Annotated in this window: 18 protein-coding genes; 9 read left to right on the forward strand and 9 right to left on the reverse strand. The window is 64.7% G+C overall.

Annotation, left to right across the window (positions count from 1 at the left end):
• The first annotated feature begins 130 nt into the window (after positions 1–130).
• Genes J1M86_RS17200 through J1M86_RS17215 form a run of 4 tightly spaced genes read left to right on the forward strand, consistent with a single transcriptional unit; the run spans position 131 to position 4,284 of the window.
• On the forward strand, positions 131–898 hold the full coding sequence (locus tag J1M86_RS17200; RefSeq protein WP_206510762.1) for a DeoR/GlpR family DNA-binding transcription regulator: 768 nt from the start codon (positions 131–133) through the stop codon (positions 896–898).
• A complete protein-coding gene (locus tag J1M86_RS17205; protein ID WP_206510763.1) occupies positions 895–1,920 on the forward strand; it encodes a 1-phosphofructokinase family hexose kinase in 1,026 nt (341 codons plus the stop codon). The genes J1M86_RS17200 and J1M86_RS17205 overlap by 4 nt, the downstream gene beginning before the upstream one ends.
• 8 nt (positions 1,921–1,928) lie before the next feature.
• Complete coding sequence (locus J1M86_RS17210) at positions 1,929–3,986, forward strand: fructose-specific PTS transporter subunit EIIC (RefSeq protein WP_206510764.1); 2,058 nt, start codon at positions 1,929–1,931, stop codon at positions 3,984–3,986.
• A gap of 40 nt (positions 3,987–4,026) precedes the next feature.
• On the forward strand, positions 4,027–4,284 hold the full coding sequence (locus J1M86_RS17215) for an HPr family phosphocarrier protein (RefSeq protein WP_206510765.1): 258 nt from the start codon (positions 4,027–4,029) through the stop codon (positions 4,282–4,284).
• Between the two features lie 43 nt (positions 4,285–4,327).
• Here J1M86_RS17215 and J1M86_RS17220 read toward each other — a convergent pair whose 3' ends face one another.
• The 5 genes from J1M86_RS17220 to J1M86_RS17240 all read right to left on the reverse strand — a co-directional run bounded on the left by J1M86_RS17220 (position 4,328) and on the right by J1M86_RS17240 (position 9,661).
• On the reverse strand, positions 4,328–5,374 hold the full coding sequence (locus J1M86_RS17220; RefSeq protein WP_241260183.1) for a hypothetical protein: 1,047 nt from the start codon (positions 5,372–5,374) through the stop codon (positions 4,328–4,330).
• 4 nt (positions 5,375–5,378) lie between these two features.
• Positions 5,379–6,818, reverse strand: a complete 1,440-nt coding sequence (gene hflX, locus J1M86_RS17225; RefSeq protein ID WP_241260289.1) for a GTPase HflX — start codon at positions 6,816–6,818, stop codon at positions 5,379–5,381.
• Positions 6,819–7,102: 284 nt separating this feature from the next.
• Positions 7,103–7,972, reverse strand: coding sequence for a diaminopimelate epimerase (gene dapF / locus J1M86_RS17230; RefSeq protein WP_206510766.1), 870 nt, complete (start codon positions 7,970–7,972; stop codon positions 7,103–7,105).
• Between the two features lie 61 nt (positions 7,973–8,033).
• Positions 8,034–8,945 carry a tRNA (adenosine(37)-N6)-dimethylallyltransferase MiaA gene (miaA, locus tag J1M86_RS17235; RefSeq protein ID WP_206510767.1) on the reverse strand — a complete coding sequence of 304 codons (912 nt, stop codon included), beginning with the start codon at positions 8,943–8,945 and terminating at the stop codon, positions 8,034–8,036.
• Positions 8,942–9,661 carry a hypothetical protein gene (locus tag J1M86_RS17240; protein WP_206510768.1) on the reverse strand — a complete coding sequence of 240 codons (720 nt, stop codon included), beginning with the start codon at positions 9,659–9,661 and terminating at the stop codon, positions 8,942–8,944. The genes miaA and J1M86_RS17240 overlap by 4 nt, the downstream gene beginning before the upstream one ends.
• 224 nt (positions 9,662–9,885) lie before the next feature.
• Between J1M86_RS17240 and J1M86_RS17245 the strand changes: the two genes are divergently transcribed.
• Positions 9,886–11,319 carry a DUF349 domain-containing protein gene (locus J1M86_RS17245; protein WP_206510769.1) on the forward strand — a complete coding sequence of 478 codons (1,434 nt, stop codon included), beginning with the start codon at positions 9,886–9,888 and terminating at the stop codon, positions 11,317–11,319.
• 10 nt (positions 11,320–11,329) lie between these two features.
• Here the strand turns inward: J1M86_RS17245 and J1M86_RS17250 are convergent, their stop codons facing one another.
• From J1M86_RS17250 to J1M86_RS17265, 4 genes are all read right to left on the reverse strand, one after another.
• Positions 11,330–11,950, reverse strand: a complete 621-nt coding sequence (locus tag J1M86_RS17250) for a hypothetical protein (RefSeq protein WP_230554829.1) — start codon at positions 11,948–11,950, stop codon at positions 11,330–11,332.
• A complete protein-coding gene (gene miaB / locus J1M86_RS17255; RefSeq protein ID WP_206510771.1) occupies positions 11,947–13,470 on the reverse strand; it encodes a tRNA (N6-isopentenyl adenosine(37)-C2)-methylthiotransferase MiaB in 1,524 nt (507 codons plus the stop codon). The genes J1M86_RS17250 and miaB overlap by 4 nt, the downstream gene beginning before the upstream one ends.
• A gap of 269 nt (positions 13,471–13,739) precedes the next feature.
• Positions 13,740–13,907, reverse strand: a complete 168-nt coding sequence (locus tag J1M86_RS17260) for a hypothetical protein (RefSeq protein WP_206510772.1) — start codon at positions 13,905–13,907, stop codon at positions 13,740–13,742.
• A 71-nt stretch (positions 13,908–13,978) separates the two neighbouring features.
• Positions 13,979–14,212: a hypothetical protein gene (locus J1M86_RS17265; protein WP_206510773.1), complete on the reverse strand. Its 234-nt coding sequence runs from the start codon at positions 14,210–14,212 to the stop codon at positions 13,979–13,981.
• A gap of 889 nt (positions 14,213–15,101) precedes the next feature.
• Between J1M86_RS17265 and J1M86_RS17270 the strand changes: the two genes are divergently transcribed.
• The 4 genes from J1M86_RS17270 (at position 15,102) to J1M86_RS17285 (ending at position 18,369) form a co-directional block, all read left to right on the forward strand.
• Complete coding sequence (locus tag J1M86_RS17270) at positions 15,102–15,830, forward strand: amino acid ABC transporter ATP-binding protein (RefSeq protein ID WP_187346801.1); 729 nt, start codon at positions 15,102–15,104, stop codon at positions 15,828–15,830.
• 89 nt (positions 15,831–15,919) lie between these two features.
• A complete protein-coding gene (locus J1M86_RS17275; protein ID WP_206510774.1) occupies positions 15,920–16,747 on the forward strand; it encodes a glutamate ABC transporter substrate-binding protein in 828 nt (275 codons plus the stop codon).
• Between the two features lie 87 nt (positions 16,748–16,834).
• Positions 16,835–17,512 carry an amino acid ABC transporter permease gene (locus J1M86_RS17280; RefSeq protein ID WP_075840060.1) on the forward strand — a complete coding sequence of 226 codons (678 nt, stop codon included), beginning with the start codon at positions 16,835–16,837 and terminating at the stop codon, positions 17,510–17,512.
• Positions 17,512–18,369 (forward strand): amino acid ABC transporter permease, encoded by an 858-nt coding sequence (locus J1M86_RS17285; protein WP_206510775.1) that lies wholly within the window; start codon positions 17,512–17,514, stop codon positions 18,367–18,369. Before J1M86_RS17280 ends, J1M86_RS17285 begins: the two co-directional genes overlap by 1 nt.
• Positions 18,370–18,428: the final 59 nt, after the last annotated feature.

The following is an 18,428-nucleotide window of genomic DNA, read 5'->3' on the forward strand; positions in this document are numbered from 1 at the left end:
CTGGCCTTGCTGCTGTGGCCGACGCAATTTTATCGACCTGTTGTGACCAAGATTACTCGTTGCTCTTGACATGTCAACATATACGGGCGTAAAACAACATAAACCAACAACAACGTGGAGGGAGGCGCAGGTGTACGCAGAAGAACGGCAACAGGCCATCGCAGAGTTGATCAGCACTCGCGGCCGCATCTCCGTCGCCGACCTTTCCTCGACCTATGGGGTCACCACCGAGACGGTCCGACGCGACCTCGCCATCCTGGATCGTCTGGGAGTAGTTCGCCGAGTCCACGGCGGCGCAGTACCCGCGTCGGCTCTGACGGCGACCGAGCCCGGCGTCGGGGAACGTGAGTACACGCGCGCCGAACAGAAGGACGCCATCGCCGCGGCTGCTCTGGACTTCCTCCCCCCGCCCGGTGGAAGCACGGTGCTCGACGCCGGCACAACCACGGGCCGTCTTGCCGCTCTGCTGTCGAGCGAACGTGAACTCATCCTCATCACGAACTCGGTGCCCATCGGCGCTCGGGTCGCCCCCCTCACCGGCATCAAGCTGCGCATGCTCGGTGGCCGAGTCCGGGGCACCACCCAGGCCGCTGTCGGCGAGGAGGCCCTCGCAGCCCTTGCCTGGCTGAGAACGGACGTCGCGTTCATCGGTACCAATGCGCTGAGCCTCGGACACGGCCTGTCCACTCCGGACAGTGACGAGGCTGCCGTCAAGCGCGCGATGGTTCGGAGCGCAAACCACGTCGTCGTGCTGGCGGACTCGTCGAAAGTCGGACGCGAGCACCTGGTGAGTTTCGCCCGTCTCGACGACATCGACGTGCTCATCACCGACGACGGCATCGACGACAACGATCACAAGAGTCTGACCGACCAAGGAATCGAGGTGGTGATCGCATGATCGTCACACTGACCGCCAATCCGAGCATCGACCGCACCGTCGCACTCGAATCCCAACTGACCCGAGGTGGCGTCCATCGCGCACTGTCGACGGTGAGCGAACCCGGCGGCAAGGGAGTGAACGTCGCACGGGTCCTGACCGCGTCCGGGGTTCAGGCCATGGCAGTTCTACCCGCCGCCGAGGGGGACCCCATTCTGGAAGCACTGACCGCGACGGGAGTGCGCTACTGCGCCATCCCGACCAGCGGCACCGCGCGGACGAACATCACGGTCAGCGAGCCCGGCGGTACAACCACCAAGATCAACGAACCCGGTGCGACCATCACCCCGTCGACCCGACGCGAACTGTTCGACGTCGTGCTCGATCTCGGCAGGGACGCCACCTGGGTGGTGTTGTCCGGCTCGCTTCCGCCCGGGATCTCGGTCGGCTGGTACGCCGAACTCGTCCAAGCCCTGCGCAACACGTCCTGCAAGGTGGCCGTCGACACCTCCGATGCTCCCCTGCTCGCACTCGCCGAGGCGTTCCCGGGTGCTGCCCCCGATCTGATCAAGCCGAATTCCGAGGAGCTGGCACAGCTCACCGGGGTCGACGGTCAGCACCTCGAACGGGCCGCCGAGTCGGGAGACCCCACCGCCGCGGTCGACGCCGGGCGAATCCTGCTCTCGCGAGGAGTGGGCGCGGTATTGGCGACCCTGGGCGCCGCCGGAGCGGTCCTCGTGACGCCGGAAGGAGCCTGGTTTGCCACACCGCCGGCTATCGACGCGATCAGCACGGTCGGTGCCGGAGATTCCTCCCTTGCCGGGTACATCCTTGCGGACATCGAACGATCCTCACCTGCCGACCGCCTCCGCCGAGCGGTCGCCTACGGAACCGCAGCAACGGCGCTTCCCGGCACATCACTTCCCAACCCCGATCAGACGCACCCGGAAGCCGTAACGGTGCGAGCACTCGATTCACCCGCTACGGCACCCGCAAGTACTTCGTCCGAAGCAAGCCAACCAAGTTCGTCGACACTCTCTTAGGAGCCGTCATGTCCACACCCTCACACGATCCCGCGATCATCGCGGAGGAGCTGATCCTCCTCGATGCGGATCTCGGCGAGTCCACAGAGTCCGTCATCGAACGGCTCTCCGAAGTGCTGGCAGGGGCAGGCCGCGCCACCGACGCAGCCCCTCTGCGCGACGCCGCCCTCGCCCGCGAAGCCCAGTCCGCCACCGGCCTTCCCGGCGGCATCGCCATTCCGCACTGCCGGTCCGAGGCCGTCACCACGGCATCGCTCGGTTTCGCACGTCTCAACCCGAAGGTCGACTTCGGGGCCCCCGACGGCCCCGCCGATCTGGTCTTCCTCATCGCCGCACCGGAGGGAGCCGGTTCGGCACACATGAAGCTGCTGTCGAGTCTGGCGCGCGCACTCGTCAAACCGGAGTTCGTGGCATCGCTGCGAGAGGCCCCGACGGCAGCCGCCGTGGTCGCGCTCGTGGACGCGGTGATCAATCCCCCGGCCAAGAAGGTCGCCAGCACCTCCGAGGCGAAGGCCCCTGCCGGATCGCCAGCAGCGGGAGTCTCGTCCGCGACGGTCGTCGACGCGCCCACCGAGGCAGCCCGGCACATCGTCGCCGTTACCGCGTGCCCGACGGGCATCGCCCATACCTACATGGCAGCCGACTCCCTCGTCGCCGCCGGGGACAGGGCAGGAGTCACCGTTCACGTGGAGACGCAGGGTTCGAGCGGCAGCACGCCCCTCGATCCCGCACTCATCGCGAGCGCTGCAGCCGTCATCTTCGCCACCGACGTCGGCGTCAAAGGCAAGGAGAGGTTCGGCGGCAAACCCGTCGTCTCCTCGGGCGTCAAACGTGCCATCAACGAACCGGATGTGATGGTGTCCGAAGCGCTCCGCGCCTCCGAGGACCCGAATGCAGCCACAGTCGCCGGCGACGCCTCCGCAGCGACGAGCGCCAGTAGCGCAGGAGAATTGGGCTGGGGCACCCGGATCCGGCAGATCCTGCTGACCGGTGTCAGCTACATGATCCCGTTCGTTGCCGCCGGTGGTCTGCTGATCGCGCTCGGCTTCCTCCTCGGCGGATACGAAATTTCCGACAATGCCAGTGACATCGTCATCGACAACTCGTTGGCGGAGCTTCCCGACGGCGGCATGAGGGCGTACCTCGGAGCCGTTCTGTTCCAGATCGGCGCGCTGTCGTTCAGCTTCCTCGTTCCCGCCCTCGCCGGCTACATTTCCTACGCCATCGCCGACAGACCCGGTCTCGCACCGGGCTTCACGGCAGGCGCGGTGGCAGTGTTCGTCGGAGCCGGCTTCATCGGCGGCCTCGTCGGTGGCCTGATCGCAGGCTTCGTGGCACTCTGGATCAGCAAGTGGAAGATTCCGGCCCTGCTGCGTGGACTCATGCCGGTGGTCATCATCCCGCTGTTCGCCACCTTGATCGTCGGCGGACTGATGTTCCTCGTCCTCGGCAAGCCGCTTGCCGCCATCACGAGTGGACTCACCGACTGGCTCAACGGACTCACTGGTGCATCGATCATCATCCTGGGCATCATCCTCGGCCTGATGATGTGCTTCGACCTCGGTGGACCGGTCAACAAAGCTGCCTACGCATTCGCCACGGCAGGGCTCGTCATCACCGACGTCGCTTCGCTGCGCATCATGGCCGCCGTGATGGCCGCCGGTATGGTTCCGCCCCTCGCGATGGCACTGGCTTCGGTTGTCCGGCCCAAGCTGTTCACCGAGGCCGAACGCGAAAACGGCAAAGCTGCCTGGTTCCTCGGTGCAGCATTCATCACCGAGGGTGCCATTCCTTTCGCCGCAGCTGACCCGCTGCGCGTCATCCCGTCCATGATGGCCGGCGGCGCACTCACCGGCGCACTCATCATGGCCACCGATGTGACCCTGAGCGCACCGCACGGCGGCCTCATCGTGTTCTTCGCGATCGGGAAGTTCCTGTGGTTCGTCTTGGCTCTCATCGCGGGAACCCTCCTGTCTGCGTTCCTCGTCGTGTTCGCCAAGCAGTTCCTCAAGGGGAAGAACACCCCCACCGACGACGTGCTCGACCCCGATCTCGTTACCGCCTGACACCTATCGACCACCACATACCAACGAACAGGAGTTCACCATGCCCAGCACCACAGTCACCGTCGGATCCGCCATCGGTCTGCACGCACGCCCGGCCGCACTGATCGCGGAGGCGGTCGCCGATGCCGGCGTGGACGTCACCCTCGCGGTGGAAGATCAGGAGCCGGTCGACGCCGGCTCGGCGCTGATGATCATGACTCTCGGCGCCACCAAGGGCACCGAGGTCACCGTCGAGAGCGAGGACCAGGCGGCACTCGACAAGATCGCCGGACTCGTCGCATCCGATCTGGACGCCTGAGCTGCAATCTCGAGCGGGTATCGAAATTCAGCAGTATCGAAAATCAGCGGCGGCGCAGTGCTGATCTGACGGCGTAGGCGATCGAACCGAGTATCAGAACAGCGGCGACGGCCAGAGCACCGAGGGTCCATCGGGAATCCGATGGACCCTCGAGCTCTGTCGTCGCCTCGCTCGTATTCGGCTCTCCTACAGCGGCACTGTCGGACCGAACCAACGAAGTCGCGTCCTCGAGGACGAGGATCGGCGGCATCGGTCCGCCGGCAGCCTCGGACGCGAGAAGAAGATTGCCGTCGGCATCGAAGGCGAGCGCCTCCCCCTGCGGCTGATCAGGAACCGCTACGACAACCGGCTCTCCGGTCAGGGCCTCCACGACATCGCCGTCCTCGATCGGAAAGAGGTAGACGTCGTTGTAGGTGCGCACCGCCGCGACCGAACCGTCGATGCTGACCGCACCGCCGGTCGCCAGAATCGAGCCGACGATGATTGGTGGTCCTCCCGGCGTCGTCGTCGGCGTGAACGCGAGCTCACCGACCTTCTCCAACGGTGTGGGGCCGGGCGAGGCCAGTTCGGAGACGCTGCGGTCGCCCTCTGGAACGTAGATGCCGCTCACACCCGTTGCGTCCTTGGTGATGATCACCGGTCGCCCACCGGGCTCGATCAGGAGCGTCTCCGCATCGTGTGGACCGTCCGGGTAGACGAGCCGATACAGCTCGCCCTGGCCGTCGGACGGTGTCATCCGCGTGAGCGCAACGGTGGGACGGAGACGCTGGTTGTCTCCGGTATCGGACAGCCACAAATCCCCGCTGTACGACCCCAGGTCCTCCACGTCGAACGGGTCGACGGGAACGTCGAGCCACCTCGAGACGGCGCATTGCCCGTCGAGAACGGCGAGGCGGTGGTCGGTGCCGCCGTCACCGATCGCGTAGGTCACCCCATCGATCACCGTCAGCCCGGACAGCTCTTCCAGACCCGGATCCGACGGCGTGCAGAGCGTTTCGAACCGTGCCGTTCCGGGCTCAGCCGTAGCCGGTCCAGCAGCGAGCACGGCCGCAACGAGCACTGCGGGTACGACGAGAGCCGGTGAACGCACCAGGTCAGGCAGTCGCGGATTCGTATGCGAACTCGGTGAGGACGGATGCGAGAGCCGTCGGCACCCGCGCTTCGACCCGCGTGCCGTCCGCCTCGTGCGTCGACTTCGAAATCCGCCCCTCGGTGTGGATCCGCGCGACCAGATCGCCCCGCGTGTACGGCACGAGCACGTCGACCTCGGACTCAGGCCACGCCAGAATCTCAGCCAGATGATCACGCAACTCGTCGATTCCCTCACCCGTCCGCGCGGACACGAAACGCGCCCCCGGCAACAGCCCACGCAACTGGGTCAGCTGTACGGGATCGGCGGCATCGATCTTGTTCACCACGATCAACTCGGGCGGCATCTTCGCGTCACGTTCCTTGACCACGTCCACGATGACCTCGCGAACGGCCTTGATCTGGTCCACAGGAAGCGGATCGGAACCGTCGACGACATGCAACAGCAAGTCAGCGTCGGTGACTTCTTCGAGAGTGGACCGGAAGGCCTCGACCAGCTGCGTCGGGAGATGACGCACGAACCCGACGGTGTCGGTGAGCACCACGGCGCGACCGTCCTCGAGCGTCGACTTGCGCGAGGTGGGATCCAACGTGGCGAACAGTGCGTTCTGCACGAGCACGCCGGAACCGGTGAGCGCGTTGAGGAGACTGGACTTGCCGGCGTTGGTGTATCCGACGATCGCGATCGACGGCACAGTGCTCTCGAGGCGACGTTCTCGCTTGGTATCGCGGGCCTGTTTCATACCTTTGATCTCGCGACGCAGCTTTGCCATGCGCTCGCGGATACGACGACGATCGGTCTCGATCTTGGTTTCACCGGGTCCACGCAGACCCACGCCGCCATTGCTACCTGCGCGACCACCTGCCTGCCGTGACATCGACTCACCCCAGCCGCGAAGTCGCGGGAGCATGTACTCCATCTGCGCGAACGCGACCTGCGCCTTGCCTTCGCGGGAGGTCGCGTGCTGGGCGAAGATGTCGAGAATGAGAGCGGTTCGGTCGATGACCTTGACCTTGACCACTTTCTCCAGAGCGTTGAGCTGCGCAGGAGTGAGTTCACCGTCGCAGACGACGGTGTCGGCGCCGGTCGCGAGCACGACATCGCGCAGCTCGTGGGCCTTACCGGAGCCGATGTAGGTCGCGGAGTCGGGCTTGTCGCGTCGCTGCACGAGAGCGTCGAGGACCTCGGACCCCGCCGTCTCGGCGAGGGCGGCCAACTCGGCCATGCTGCTTTCTGCCTGCGCAGAACTACCGGTGGTCCACACCCCCACCAGCACGACCCGTTCGAGTCGGAGCTGGCGGTATTCGACCTCGGTGACGTCCGCGAGTTCGGTGGACAGCCCGGCCACGCGTCGAAGCGCTGTTCGTTCCTCGAGCTGCATATCGCCGGACGACGGCGAAGAAGTGGACGTCGGTGATGTCGACGGCAGAGTGTCGGTGGGCAGGGTGTCGGTGGGCAGTGCCGAGCGCGCGATGCGTTTGGACCATGCTTCGGACTCTTCTCGCGTCCACGCGCCACTCTCACCGGCGCCATTGCTCGCGCCTTGGTTCACAGCATCCTGGCGTTCTGTATCCGTTATCTCGTCAATCCTTAGTTCTGGGAAGCGACGCCGTACCTGTTCGAGTACGGCGAGGACACGCTTCGATGTTTACCCGACACCTCGATGATCCACGAAAACCCCAGCGCATGCACGCGGGTTTCGCGCTCGGCGGACGGCGAGGCGGCCGCTCACGCCAGTTCGCGCCACCACTCGTCGTTGATCTCACCGCTGGCGACCAAGACCGAGGGGCCCCGCAGGGTGGCACCGGAGTCGTCGATGGACACGGTCACCTCGCCGCCGGGGACACCGACGACGACCTGTCCGCTGTCCATTCCCTCGAAGGACAGCGCTGCTGCTGCCGCGGCGACGGTGCCGGTGCCGCAGGACCGCGTCTCGCCGACTCCACGCTCGAAAACCCGCATGTCGACGCGGCCGAACTGCAGCCGAGTGAGTATTTCGACATTGGCGCCCGCGGTGAAGAAATCAGCGTCGAGCGCTGGAGCCGCAGACAGATCGAGCGCACGCAGGGCGGTGATATCGGCTGCCGGATCGACACAGGCCAGATGCGGGTTGCCGACATCGATGCCGATCCCGTCGAACGTTCTGCCGGCGACCGTGGTGGTGCTCGCGCCCATCAGATGAACGTCGCCCATCTCGACCGTCACATCAGCGGAAACAGAATCGAAAGTGTGCACGGTCACTGGACGGGCGCCGGCGCGGGAGCCGACGACGAAGTGGTCGGCGGTTTCCAGTCCGGTGGCACGGAGGTAGTGAGCGAAGACGCGTACTCCGTTTCCGCACATCTCCGCGGTGCTGCCGTCGCCGTTTCGGTAGTCCATGAACCAGTGATCGGCTTCGACCCCGGCGGGTAGACGGTCCAAGACACCTGCGTCCCGGAGCCGGCCAGCGCGGGCAATGCGAAGGAGGCCGTCGGCGCCGATGCCCCGGCGGCGATCGCACAACGCGGCGACCCGGGGGCGGAGCAGCTCGGTCGCCACGTCGGGATCGTGCAGGACGACGAAGTCGTTCTGCGTTCCATGGCCCTTGGCGAAGTGCATTCCCGGATCTTACTGGCGAAGTGGTCTGCGCTCGAAACGTACGTGTTTCGCCGGACAGGCCCTACTCGCCCAGAGCTTGCACAGCCTGCTCGAACATGTGCGTGTCCGCGCCGTCCAGCCACTGAATGCGCGGATCACGTCTGAACCACGAGCGCTGCCTGCGGACGTACCGACGGGTACCGATGAAGGTGCGCTCGCGAGCGGCATCGAGTTCGAGGCGTCCGTCCAGGAAGTCCAGCACCTGTGCGTATCCGATAGCCCGGGAGGCCGTCACCCCGTCTCGCAGTCCGATCTCGACCAGGGAGCGCACTTCCTCGACGAGTCCACCGGTGAACATCAGGTCGGTGCGGCGAGCGATGCGTTCGTCCAACTCGGTGGTGTCGCGATCCACTCCCAGAATTCGCGTTCCCCATCGGGGTTCGCCGATGGTCGGCGCCGAGGCCGCGAACGGCCTTCCGGTGATCTCGACCACCTCCAGAGCGCGCACGATCCTGCGCCCATCGGTGGGCAGAATCGACGCGGCCGCTTCGGGGTCATGTTCGTGTAGCGCGCGATGAACGGCATCGGTGCCGCCATCGGCGAGTACGCGTTCCCATCGGGCACGAACCTCGGGATCGGTCGCCGGAAATGCCCACTGGTCCAGCAAAGACTGCACATACATCATGGATCCGCCGACGATGATCGGTACGCGTGCGCGGGCAATGATGTCCTCGACGTCGACGACAGCGGCCTCCTGATACCTCGCGACCGTCGCAGTGTCGGTGACGTCGAGCACGTCCAGGCGGTGGTGCGCGATGCCTCGCCGCTCGGCAGGGGCGAGCTTGGCGGTACCGATGTCCATACCGCGGTACTGCTGCATGGCGTCGATGTTGACCACTTCACCGCCCAGAGCTTCCGCGAGATCCAAACCGAGTTCGGACTTTCCCGTGGCGGTCGGGCCGACCACGGCAACGGGCCTGATCACGACCGTCACCCTTCTAGCTCCCATGTTCCGACGTAGTACCCCACGCCGAAGGGCGCGCCGCGGTACAGCGTCCGGGCGGTGGGGCGGTCCTCGCCGAGCACGCCCGCCAGAGCCAGCCAGACCACGAAAGCGTCTACGCCGAGTTCGGCGCACTCGGTGCGGTCCAGACCGGTGAGTGCGTCCGGATCGGCCGCGGACAGCGCGTCGTCGATGCGTTGCTGAACGCCCTCCGCGCGGTCGTCGAAAGAGCCGGGCGCCTTGGCGGTGAGGGTGGTCGCTCCGTCGGCGACGACGAGCAGTCCCCACGACTCGGGGGTGGCGTCGAGTTCTGCGCGCAGGTCACTGCCGATCCGGCGACAGTCCGTTGTCGAGGTCGAACGGACGAGGAAACGGACCTCGATCGACGCCTGCGGGGCGGCCTCGCCGCGCAGCCATCCGGCGACCAACGCGGCAAGAGGTAGTTCAGAATCGATCCGGCTCGAAATCGGCGACAATGCCACCGTCACGTCGACACCGAAGCCGGCAAAGCTGCCGCCGGTCGCCGGCTCGATAATTGCTTGCCGGTCGGCTGCGGCCACCACCAGCCAACGGTCGGCAACTGCGCCGAGCATCCTCGCCGCTTCCAACGCGGCGCTGCGGACCGCCTCGGCCTCCACGGCACCTGCACCGGTCAGCTCGGGAACCAGCAGGGGTGGGGACGGAACCAGAGCCACGGCGCGCAACACTGCATCAACGTTAGTCGGTCGAGCGGACCACTCCCGGGCGCGGTCGCGACCGAACCAGCGGCGACACACCGATCGATTGTGCAGACGGCCACACCAATCCGCGTGTCACCTGTTTCAATGGTCGGATCGGTCGATACCGAGTTCAATGGTGTCTTCAGGCTTCAATGGTGATTGTTCACCACCGCGATACAGGCAGCCGTGACGCGCGGCAGAGATGAGGAACGATGACCGATCCCAGCGGCAACACCACCGACACCCCACAAGCCGGCGTGTCCGCACCAACTGAGCCCAGCTCTGATTCGCCCAGGCCCGGTGCACCCAAGCCCGGTGGGCCCCGACCTGGCGGCGCCCCGAAGCCTGGTGCAGCAAAGCCCGGCGGGGTCGCGAAGCCTCATCCTGTCCCGTCCCATGTCGGCACTGTCACACCTGCAGTGGCCCCACCCAGCGACCCCAGCAAGTTCGGCAGGGTCGACGAGGACGGCACAGCGTGGGTCCGCACTTCCGAGGGTGAACGCCAAATCGGTTCGTGGCAGGCCGGCGACGCTGCCGAGGGGCTGGCGCACTTCGGGCGTCGGTACGACGACTTGTCGACGGAGATCGCTCTCCTCGAAGCGCGGCTCACCGCGGGTTCCGGTGACGCCAAGAAGACCCGCGCCGCAGCGCAGTCACTCGCCGACGGGCTCGAGACGGCCGCGGTGATCGGAGACATCGACGCACTGGCCGAGCGATTGCGACTGGTCATCGAGCACTCGGAGACCGCCGCTGCGCTTGCCCGCCAGGAGAAGGAACTCGAGCGGGCGGCCCACACGGCCCGCAAGGAGGAACTTGCCGCCGAGGCCGAGCAGATCGGCACGGAATCCACCCAGTGGAAGCATGCCGGAGACCGACTCCGCGAGATTCTCGACGAGTGGAAGACCATCCGCGGTGTCGATCGCAAGGTCGACGACGCCCTGTGGAAGCGCTACTCGAAGGCTCGCGAAAATTTCAACCGCCGTCGCGGCGCGCACTTCGCAGACCTCGATCGCGAGCGCGGGGCCGCGAAGACTCGCAAGGAAGAACTCGTGAAGCAGGCCGAGGCGTTGTCTTCGTCCACCGACTGGGGCCCGACCGCGGCGGCCTTCCGCGAGCTGCTGGTGGAGTGGAAGGCAGCAGGTCGAGCACCACGCGATGCCGACGACACACTGTGGAAGCACTTCAAGGCCGCTCAGGACGTGTTCTTCGCGGCTCGCAATTCTGCTGCCTCGGAGCGGGACGCAGAGTTCGAGGCCAATGCGGCCGCGAAAGAAGAGCTTCTTGCCAAGTACAGCAACATCGATCCAGCGTCCGATCTCGACGGCGCACGCGCGGCACTGCGTGACCTGCAGGAGAAATGGGACGCGCAGGGCAAGGTGCCGCGGGAGAGGATGCAGGATCTCGAAGGTCGCCTACGTGCGATCGAGAAATCCGTCCGCGAAGCCGTCGACTCGCAGTGGCGACGCACCGATCCGGAGGCACTCGCGCGGGCGGCGCAGTTCCGTGAGCGGGTCGCGCAGTTCGAGGAGCAGGCGGCGAAGGCTACCGCTGCCGGCAAGAACAAAGATGCGGCGCGCGCGCTCGAGCAGGCTCAGCAGTGGCGCGAATGGGCCGAGGCTGCCGAGGGCGCCGTCGGCGAAAGGTAGCCGCTGGACGTCAGCGCTTGCGGTCGGTCGGTCGCCCCAGAATGGGTCCGTCCCACCGCGAGTTCTGTTCCGCTTCCACTGAGGCTGCTCGACGGCGTTCCTGAGCTTCGAGCTGGGCGGTGGTCTTGCTCCACACCGACTTGAGCCAGAAGAACGTCAGCGTGAGAACCAGCAGCCATCCGATGACGAGTCCGAGACCGGGGCCGCTGCCCGGCGCATCGGCGGGCAGGGTTTGCCGTGTCCAGATCGCGAACATGCCGTATACGGACGCGATACCGCAGCCGGCGAGCGCGGTCCAGGCAATGGCCCAGACTCGGGTGACGAGGGCCAGAACCGACATCACAACGGCGAATACCGCCACGAATCCGACGAAGATGCGCGAGGGCAGTGCGATCGATTCGTTCTGAGCATCGATATTGCCGAACAACACGTCGAACCCGTTCGCGCTGCCCGTATGCGGTAACGCAAAACTGAAGATCAGCAGCAGCACGAGCACGGCTACCACCACCGCCCGGAAGCCGGGATCGATCTCCGAGTCGATGCGACGCTCCGCGGCTTCGTAGTCGGGGGCACTGTAGTCGGGGTTGCCGGAATCAGGCGTACTGGAATCAGGGGTACTGGAATCGGTCATGCGGTGCATCCTGTCGTTGCGGGCAGCGGGGCCGGAGCGCCGACGGACGGCAACCCCAATCCGACGCCGATGGGAGCCGTTGTGGGAAGCGTTCCCCGCTCGTGTGCGTCGCCGGCGGCCGTGCGGCGGTGCGACGCCACCCCCGAATCGGCGATGAGGTGGTACGGCGCGGCCGCGGTGATCGTGGTGGTGACCACGTCTCCGGGCCGGATCTGATCGAGCAGTGACTGGTCGGCGCTGAAGTGCACGAGCCGCCCGTCGCGCGCCCGCCCACTCTTTCGGTGAGTTGCGGCGTTCTTGCGGCCCTCCCCCGTGGCAACGAGGAGTTCGACCTCGGTGCCGATCAGCTCACGATTGGCCTCGAGAACGATCTGCTCCTGCAGAGCGATCAGCCGGTTGTAGCGCTCCTGCACCACTTCCTTGGGGATCTGATCGTCCATGTCCGCGGCCGGAGTGCCGGGGCGCTTGGAGTACTGGAAGGTGTAGGCGTTGGTGAACCGCGCGCGACGCATCACCTCGAGTGTCTGCTCGAAATCTTCCTCGGTTTCCCCTGGGAAGCCGACGATGATGTCGGTGGTGACGGCCGCCTGCGGCATCACTGCGCGCACCTTGTCGATGATGCCCAAGAATTTGCTTTGGCGGTAAGACCGCCGCATCGCCTTGAGGATGCGATCCGAGCCCGATTGCAGTGGCATGTGCAGGGTGGGGCACACGTTCGGGGTCGTTGCCATGGCCTCGATGACATCGTCGGTGAACTCGGCCGGGTGCGGTGAGGTGAAGCGCACTCGCTCGAGTCCGTCGATCTGCCCGCAGGCTTTGAGCAGCTGCGCGAAGGCTCCGCGATCACGCGGTAGATCGGGGTCTGCGAACGAGGCGCCGTACGCGTTGACGTTCTGCCCCAGCAGCGTGACTTCGAGAACACCCTGGTCGACGAGTGCCTGGACCTCGGCGAGAATGTCACCCGGTCGTCGATCGATTTCCTTGCCGCGTAGTGCCGGGACGATGCAGAAGGTGCACGTGTTGTTGCACCCGACCGAGATCGACACCCAGCCCGCGTACGGAGATTCGCGTTTGGCCGGCAGGGTCGACGGAAACGCCTCGAGCGATTCCAAGATCTCCACCTGAGCCTCGTCATTGTGGCGCGCGCGTTCCAGCAGCACCGGGAGCGAGCCGATGTTGTGTGTACCGAACACGACGTCCACCCAGGGCGCCTTCTTCACGACGGTGTCGCGGTCCTTCTGTGCGAGGCACCCACCGACAGCAATCTGCATCCGCGGGTTGCGAGTCTTCGCCGGACGGAGCATGCCAAGATTTCCGTAGAGCTTGTTGTCGGCGTTCTCGCGAACCGCGCAGGTGTTGAAGACCACGAGGTCAGCGTCGGTACCGGTCGCTGCCGGAACGTATCCAGCTTCCTCGAGTAGCCCGGACAGACGCTCCGAGTCGTGCACGTTCATCTGACAACCGTGCGTACGTACCTCGTAGCTCCTGGCTTCTGGCCGTGCGGCTTCATCGTTCAACATTGACACGCACCAGACTAACAGCGATCAGAGAACGGCTCGAGCACCCTTGCGATCCTGCGGCCCTCGGGTGACCAGCATCTTCCGACAACATCTCGGTCTCGACGTCATATTCGTCGGTGGCCTCGCGAGAAGCACCGCGTCAGTGTCCGAATGATGGATGACCAACATCGCTTGTGATCGATGCAATGGATGAACGCACCCTGCATCTCCGATGGGACGTGGACGCCAATCTGCAGCTTCCTGACGACGTTGGCTCATTCGGCCTAGACCTAGCCGCCTGCGCCACCGGTACCGCCTGCACCACCCGTACCGAGGTAACCGCCGTCGCCACCGTAACCGCCGGGACCACCTGGGTCGGCTGTTGCGGTGTTGGTGTCGCCGCTGTTGTTGTACCCGGTGTTGGTGCCTCCGCTGTTGTTGTAACCGGTGTTGGCCATCCCAACGTTGTTGTCGCCGACCGGGCCGGCTCCGCCTACCCCGCTAGCGCCTCCGGTTCCACCAGTCCCTATCAATTGACCGGCAGTGCCGCCTTGCCCACCGGCGCCGCCGTTGCCGCCGTTGCCGCCGTTGCCGAACAACAGGCCAGCTGATCCGCCGTGACCACCTGCGAATCCAGCACCGCCGTTACCCCCATGACCACCGTGACCACCGTGACCAATGAGCCAGCCGCCCGATCCGCCGTGACCACCATGACCGTCGGCACAGTGCCCGCCGTTGCCGCCGTTGCCTTGGATGAGGCCACCGGGCTGCCCATCCTCGCACGGACCTCCGTTCGCTCCGTCGCCGAATAGCCTCGGTACGTTCACTGGGATGCGAAGGGAGTCAACGTGAGTCAGCGGTGAGGATGAGGCGGTATCGATCCCGGTGATGGTGATCGGTGTGGCATCGAGCCCAGCCAGGGGCGACGCGGCCGCTATGCTCCCGACGCCGCACACGGCCAGCGACGCGACGCTGACCGCCACGGCTGTTCCGACAACTCGACCTCGAAGACTGAAATGACGCCTGCTGTTCATTATCGACCTCGGTATGTTCGAGGGGTGCGGTAACTATTGCCCGTCAAATGTGAGTTGCCAGCTCGAGTTGCCGCTGACCGTCCCCTGATTTGATTTGCGACCGATTTTAGTCTCCCTGAGCAAGCTTGGATACGGTCTGACTTGCCCCGTTTGCGAAAAACCCTCCATCCGCCATCGTGCGGTCGCTTGGCGTGTTGCAGCGTTTGTCAACGTGTAAAGCATGGACTCGACCTCTTCACGGCTCACCGAGTCGTCGGTGAGACACCGATGCCCTTACCTGACCCCTTGATCGGGATGAAGCCACGCACTGTGACCAGGACCGCTATCGGTCGGCGTCGTGCACCCTCGTCTGACAACCGTGCGTACGTACCGCGCAGCTCCCCTGCATGCTCAGGACACTCGTCTTCGCTTCTCCGCGGTACGACCCGAGGCGGACATGCCGTGCCCGGGACCTGCGTGGGGTGCTGCAGCTGTACCGACCGTCAGTAAAGTTTCCATTACATAATTCGAATTGTCGGGTGAAAACCGCTGCCGACAAGGAAACTACGAATAGGGTTCTGCCCTATGACGCACGCCACCGACGCGCCGGCTTCCGGCGCTCATGCCAATCGGCCCCCCATGATCTCCCTCAGATCGGTGGACAAGCACTTCGGTGATCTGCACGTTCTGAAGGACATCAACCTCGAGGTACCTGCCGGTCAGGTCGTGATCGTGATCGGGCCGTCCGGATCGGGCAAATCGACCCTGTGCCGCACGATCAATCGCTTGGAGCCCATCGACTCGGGAACGATCGAAGTCGACGGTTCGGTGCTACCGGCCGAGGGCAAAGCCTTGGCGGCACTTCGAGCGGATGTCGGCATGGTCTTCCAGTCGTTCAACCTGTTCGCGCACAAGACCATTCTCGAAAACGTGATGCTCGCGCCGTCCAAGGTGCGCAAGCTCAAGAAGGACGAAGTTCGCAAGAACGCCCAGGCTCTACTCGAACGAGTCGGGATCGCGAATCAAGCCGACAAGTACCCGGCCCAACTGTCCGGCGGTCAGCAGCAGCGTGTGGCGATCGCCCGTTCGCTGGCGATGAATCCCAAGGTGATGCTGTTCGACGAGCCGACTTCTGCACTCGACCCCGAGATGGTCAACGAGGTACTCGATGTCATGACCTCCCTCGCCAAGGAGGGCATGACAATGCTCGTCGTCACCCACGAGATGGGCTTCGCCCGCAAAGCCGGCGACCGTGTGATCTTCATGGCCGACGGCGCCGTCGTCGAGGACACCGATCCCGATACCTTCTTCACCAAACCCGAATCCGAGCGCGCCAAGGACTTCCTCGGCAAGATCCTCGGTCACTGACACACGCGGTCACTGATTCACCAGAAGCACAGATCCACCGACAGCACTGCAGTCATCTCACGGCACGACACAAAATGGAGGAACATCCAGTGAAACTCAACCGTTCGCTACGTCTCGGTGCAGGGCTCGCCGCGTTGGCCATCGTCGCAACCGCCTGTGGCGGAAACGAGGAGCGCAGCGTGTCGTCGAGCGCCGAAAGTGGCAACCTCATCGTCGGCATCAAGTACGACCAGCCGGGCCTGGGTCTGCGCAACCCAGACGGCACGTTCACCGGTTTCGACGTCGAGGTCGCCAAGTACGTAGCCGAGCAGCTCGGTGTGTCCGAGGACAACATCGAGTTCCGGGAAGCACCGTCCGCCCAGCGTGAAACCCTGATCGAGAACGGTGAGGTCGACTACGTCGTCGCGACGTACTCCATCACCGATGCTCGCAAGGAGCGGGTCAGCTTCGCCGGACCGTACTTCGTTGCCGGACAATCGCTCCTGGTGTCCAGTGACAACACCGACATCACCGGACCCGACTCTCTCGAGGGCAAGCGACTGTGCTCGGTGACCGGTTCGACGCCCGCACAGAACATCGCGGACGAGTTCCCCAACGTCCAGCTCCAGCCCTTCGACACATACTCCGCGTGCGTCGAATCCTTGCGCAACGGTGCGATCGACGCGGTCACCACCGACGACATCATCCTGGCCGGTTACGCCGCTCAGTATCCCGGTGAACTGAAGGTCGTGGGTGAGCCGTTCACCACGGAGAACTACGGCATCGGTCTCGCTCTGGAAGACACCGAGGGTCGGAACCAGATCAACGATGCCATCGAGGAGATGGTGGCCAGCGGAGCCTGGGAACAGGCGTTCAACGACACCGTCGGTGACTCCGGCTACCCGCTGCCGGCCGAGCCGACCGTCGACCGCTACTGACGCTGCGCCCTGCGTCGGGCGCGTTCACCTGCACGGTGAACGTGTCCGACGCTCACGGCCCTCCCGAGCCGATTGGACACTCCTCCATTGAACATATTGAGCAAGTACGACGATCAACTCGTCGACGCGTTCATCATGACGATCAAGCTGACGGTTCTCTCCGCGATCGGCGCACTCCTGATCGGTACGCTCATCGCAGCGATGCGCGTCTCTCCGATTCCCATTGCCCGCGCGATCGCCGTTGCATACGTCACCATCTTCCGTAACACCCCGCTCACGCTGATCATCCTGTTCACCTCGTTCGGCCTGTACCAGACCATGGGTGTTTCTCTGGCACCACAGAGTTCTCCGACGTTCTTGAACGAAAACAACTTTCGTTTGGCCGTTCTCGGGTTGAGTGTCTACACAGCATCGTTCGTCGCCGAATCGTTGCGATCGGGGATCAACACGGTCCCCGTCGGGCAGGCAGAAGCAGGCCGCTCGCTCGGAATGACGTTCACCCAGAACGTCACCATCGTGGTACTCCCCCAAGCGTTTCGTGCCGTCATCGGCCCGCTCGGCAGCGTGCTGATCGCGCTGACGAAGAACACCACTATCGCGTCCGTCATCGGCGTCGCCGAAGCCTCGTTCTTGATGAAGACCATGATCGAGAACGAGGCGGCGATCTTCGTCGTCGGTGGAATTTTTGCCCTAGGTTTCGTCTGCCTGACGCTTCCCACCGGACTGTTGTTCGGCTACCTCAGCAAGCGATTGGCGGTGAAGTGATGAGTGACGCTGTAGCCGTTCTCTACGACGTTCCCGGCCCCAGGGCCAAAGCTCTCCACCGGGTATTCTCCGGTGTTGTCCTGCTGGTCTCGCTGGGCATAGCGTTCCTGATCTACCTTGCGCTCGACTCCAAGGGTCAGCTGACGGCGGACAAGTGGGATCCGTTCCTCGAGTCCACCACGTGGACCACCTACTTGCTGCCCGGCATTCAGGGCACGTTGGTCGCGGCTGCCCTGTCGATCGTGTTCGCTCTGGTCCTCGGCGCTGTGTTGGGGATCGGTCGGCTCTCGGACCACCGCTCCGTCCGCGTCATCAGTGGAGTGTTCGTCGAGTTGTTCCGAGCTGTGCCGGTTCTGATCCTGATGATCTTCCTGTACGCGGTGTATGCCGAGTACCAGATCTTCATGGTGAAGTATCTGGCTCTTGCAGCAGTGGTGACGGGCCTGACCCTGTACAACGGGTCGGTCATCGCAGAGATCGTTCGAGCCGGCGTCAATTCGCTTCCGAAGGGTCAGACCGAGGCCGCAATGGCTCTCGGCATGCGCAAAGGCCAGGTCATGAGCCTGATCCTGCTCCCGCAGGCTGTGACCGCAATGCTCCCGGCGATCATCTCGCAGATGGTGGTGGCGTTGAAGGACTCGGCGCTGGGTTATCTCATTGGCTACATCGAGGTCGTCCGAGCGGGCCAGCAGGTCGGTGCCTTCTACGGCAACTACCTGCCATCGCTCATCATCGTTGCGATCATCATGATCATCATCAACTCGATGCTCACCAAGCTCGCGACCGTGGTCGAGCGCCGTATGCGACAGCGCAAGAAGGGCAGCGGTGGCGAAGTCGTTCCCGCCCAGCCCGTCTGACGCAGGTCGGCACCCAAGTTCCAGCACGAGGCCCGCAACACCGAATGGTGTTGCGGGCC

The sequence above is a fragment of the Rhodococcus sp. KRD197 genome (assembly GCF_017168235.1).
Classification (GTDB): Bacteria; Actinomycetota; Actinomycetes; order Mycobacteriales; family Mycobacteriaceae; genus Rhodococcoides.

Coding starts and splice junctions, on each gene's coding strand:
- dapF (WP_206510766.1), bottom strand. CDS start 7,972: ATGCACTTCGCCAAGGGCCATGGAACGCAGAACGACTTCGTCGTCCTG.
- miaB (WP_206510771.1), bottom strand. CDS start 13,470: ATGTTGAACGATGAAGCCGCACGGCCAGAAGCCAGGAGCTACGAGGTA.
- J1M86_RS17245 (WP_206510769.1), top strand. CDS start 9,886: ATGACCGATCCCAGCGGCAACACCACCGACACCCCACAAGCCGGCGTG.
- J1M86_RS17285 (WP_206510775.1), top strand. CDS start 17,512: ATGAGTGACGCTGTAGCCGTTCTCTACGACGTTCCCGGCCCCAGGGCC.
- J1M86_RS17260 (WP_206510772.1), bottom strand. CDS start 13,907: ATGGCCAACACCGGTTACAACAACAGCGGAGGCACCAACACCGGGTAC.
- J1M86_RS17215 (WP_206510765.1), top strand. CDS start 4,027: ATGCCCAGCACCACAGTCACCGTCGGATCCGCCATCGGTCTGCACGCA.
- J1M86_RS17270 (WP_187346801.1), top strand. CDS start 15,102: ATGATCTCCCTCAGATCGGTGGACAAGCACTTCGGTGATCTGCACGTT.
- J1M86_RS17250 (WP_230554829.1), bottom strand. CDS start 11,950: ATGACCGATTCCAGTACCCCTGATTCCAGTACGCCTGATTCCGGCAAC.
- J1M86_RS17205 (WP_206510763.1), top strand. CDS start 895: ATGATCGTCACACTGACCGCCAATCCGAGCATCGACCGCACCGTCGCA.
- J1M86_RS17210 (WP_206510764.1), top strand. CDS start 1,929: ATGTCCACACCCTCACACGATCCCGCGATCATCGCGGAGGAGCTGATC.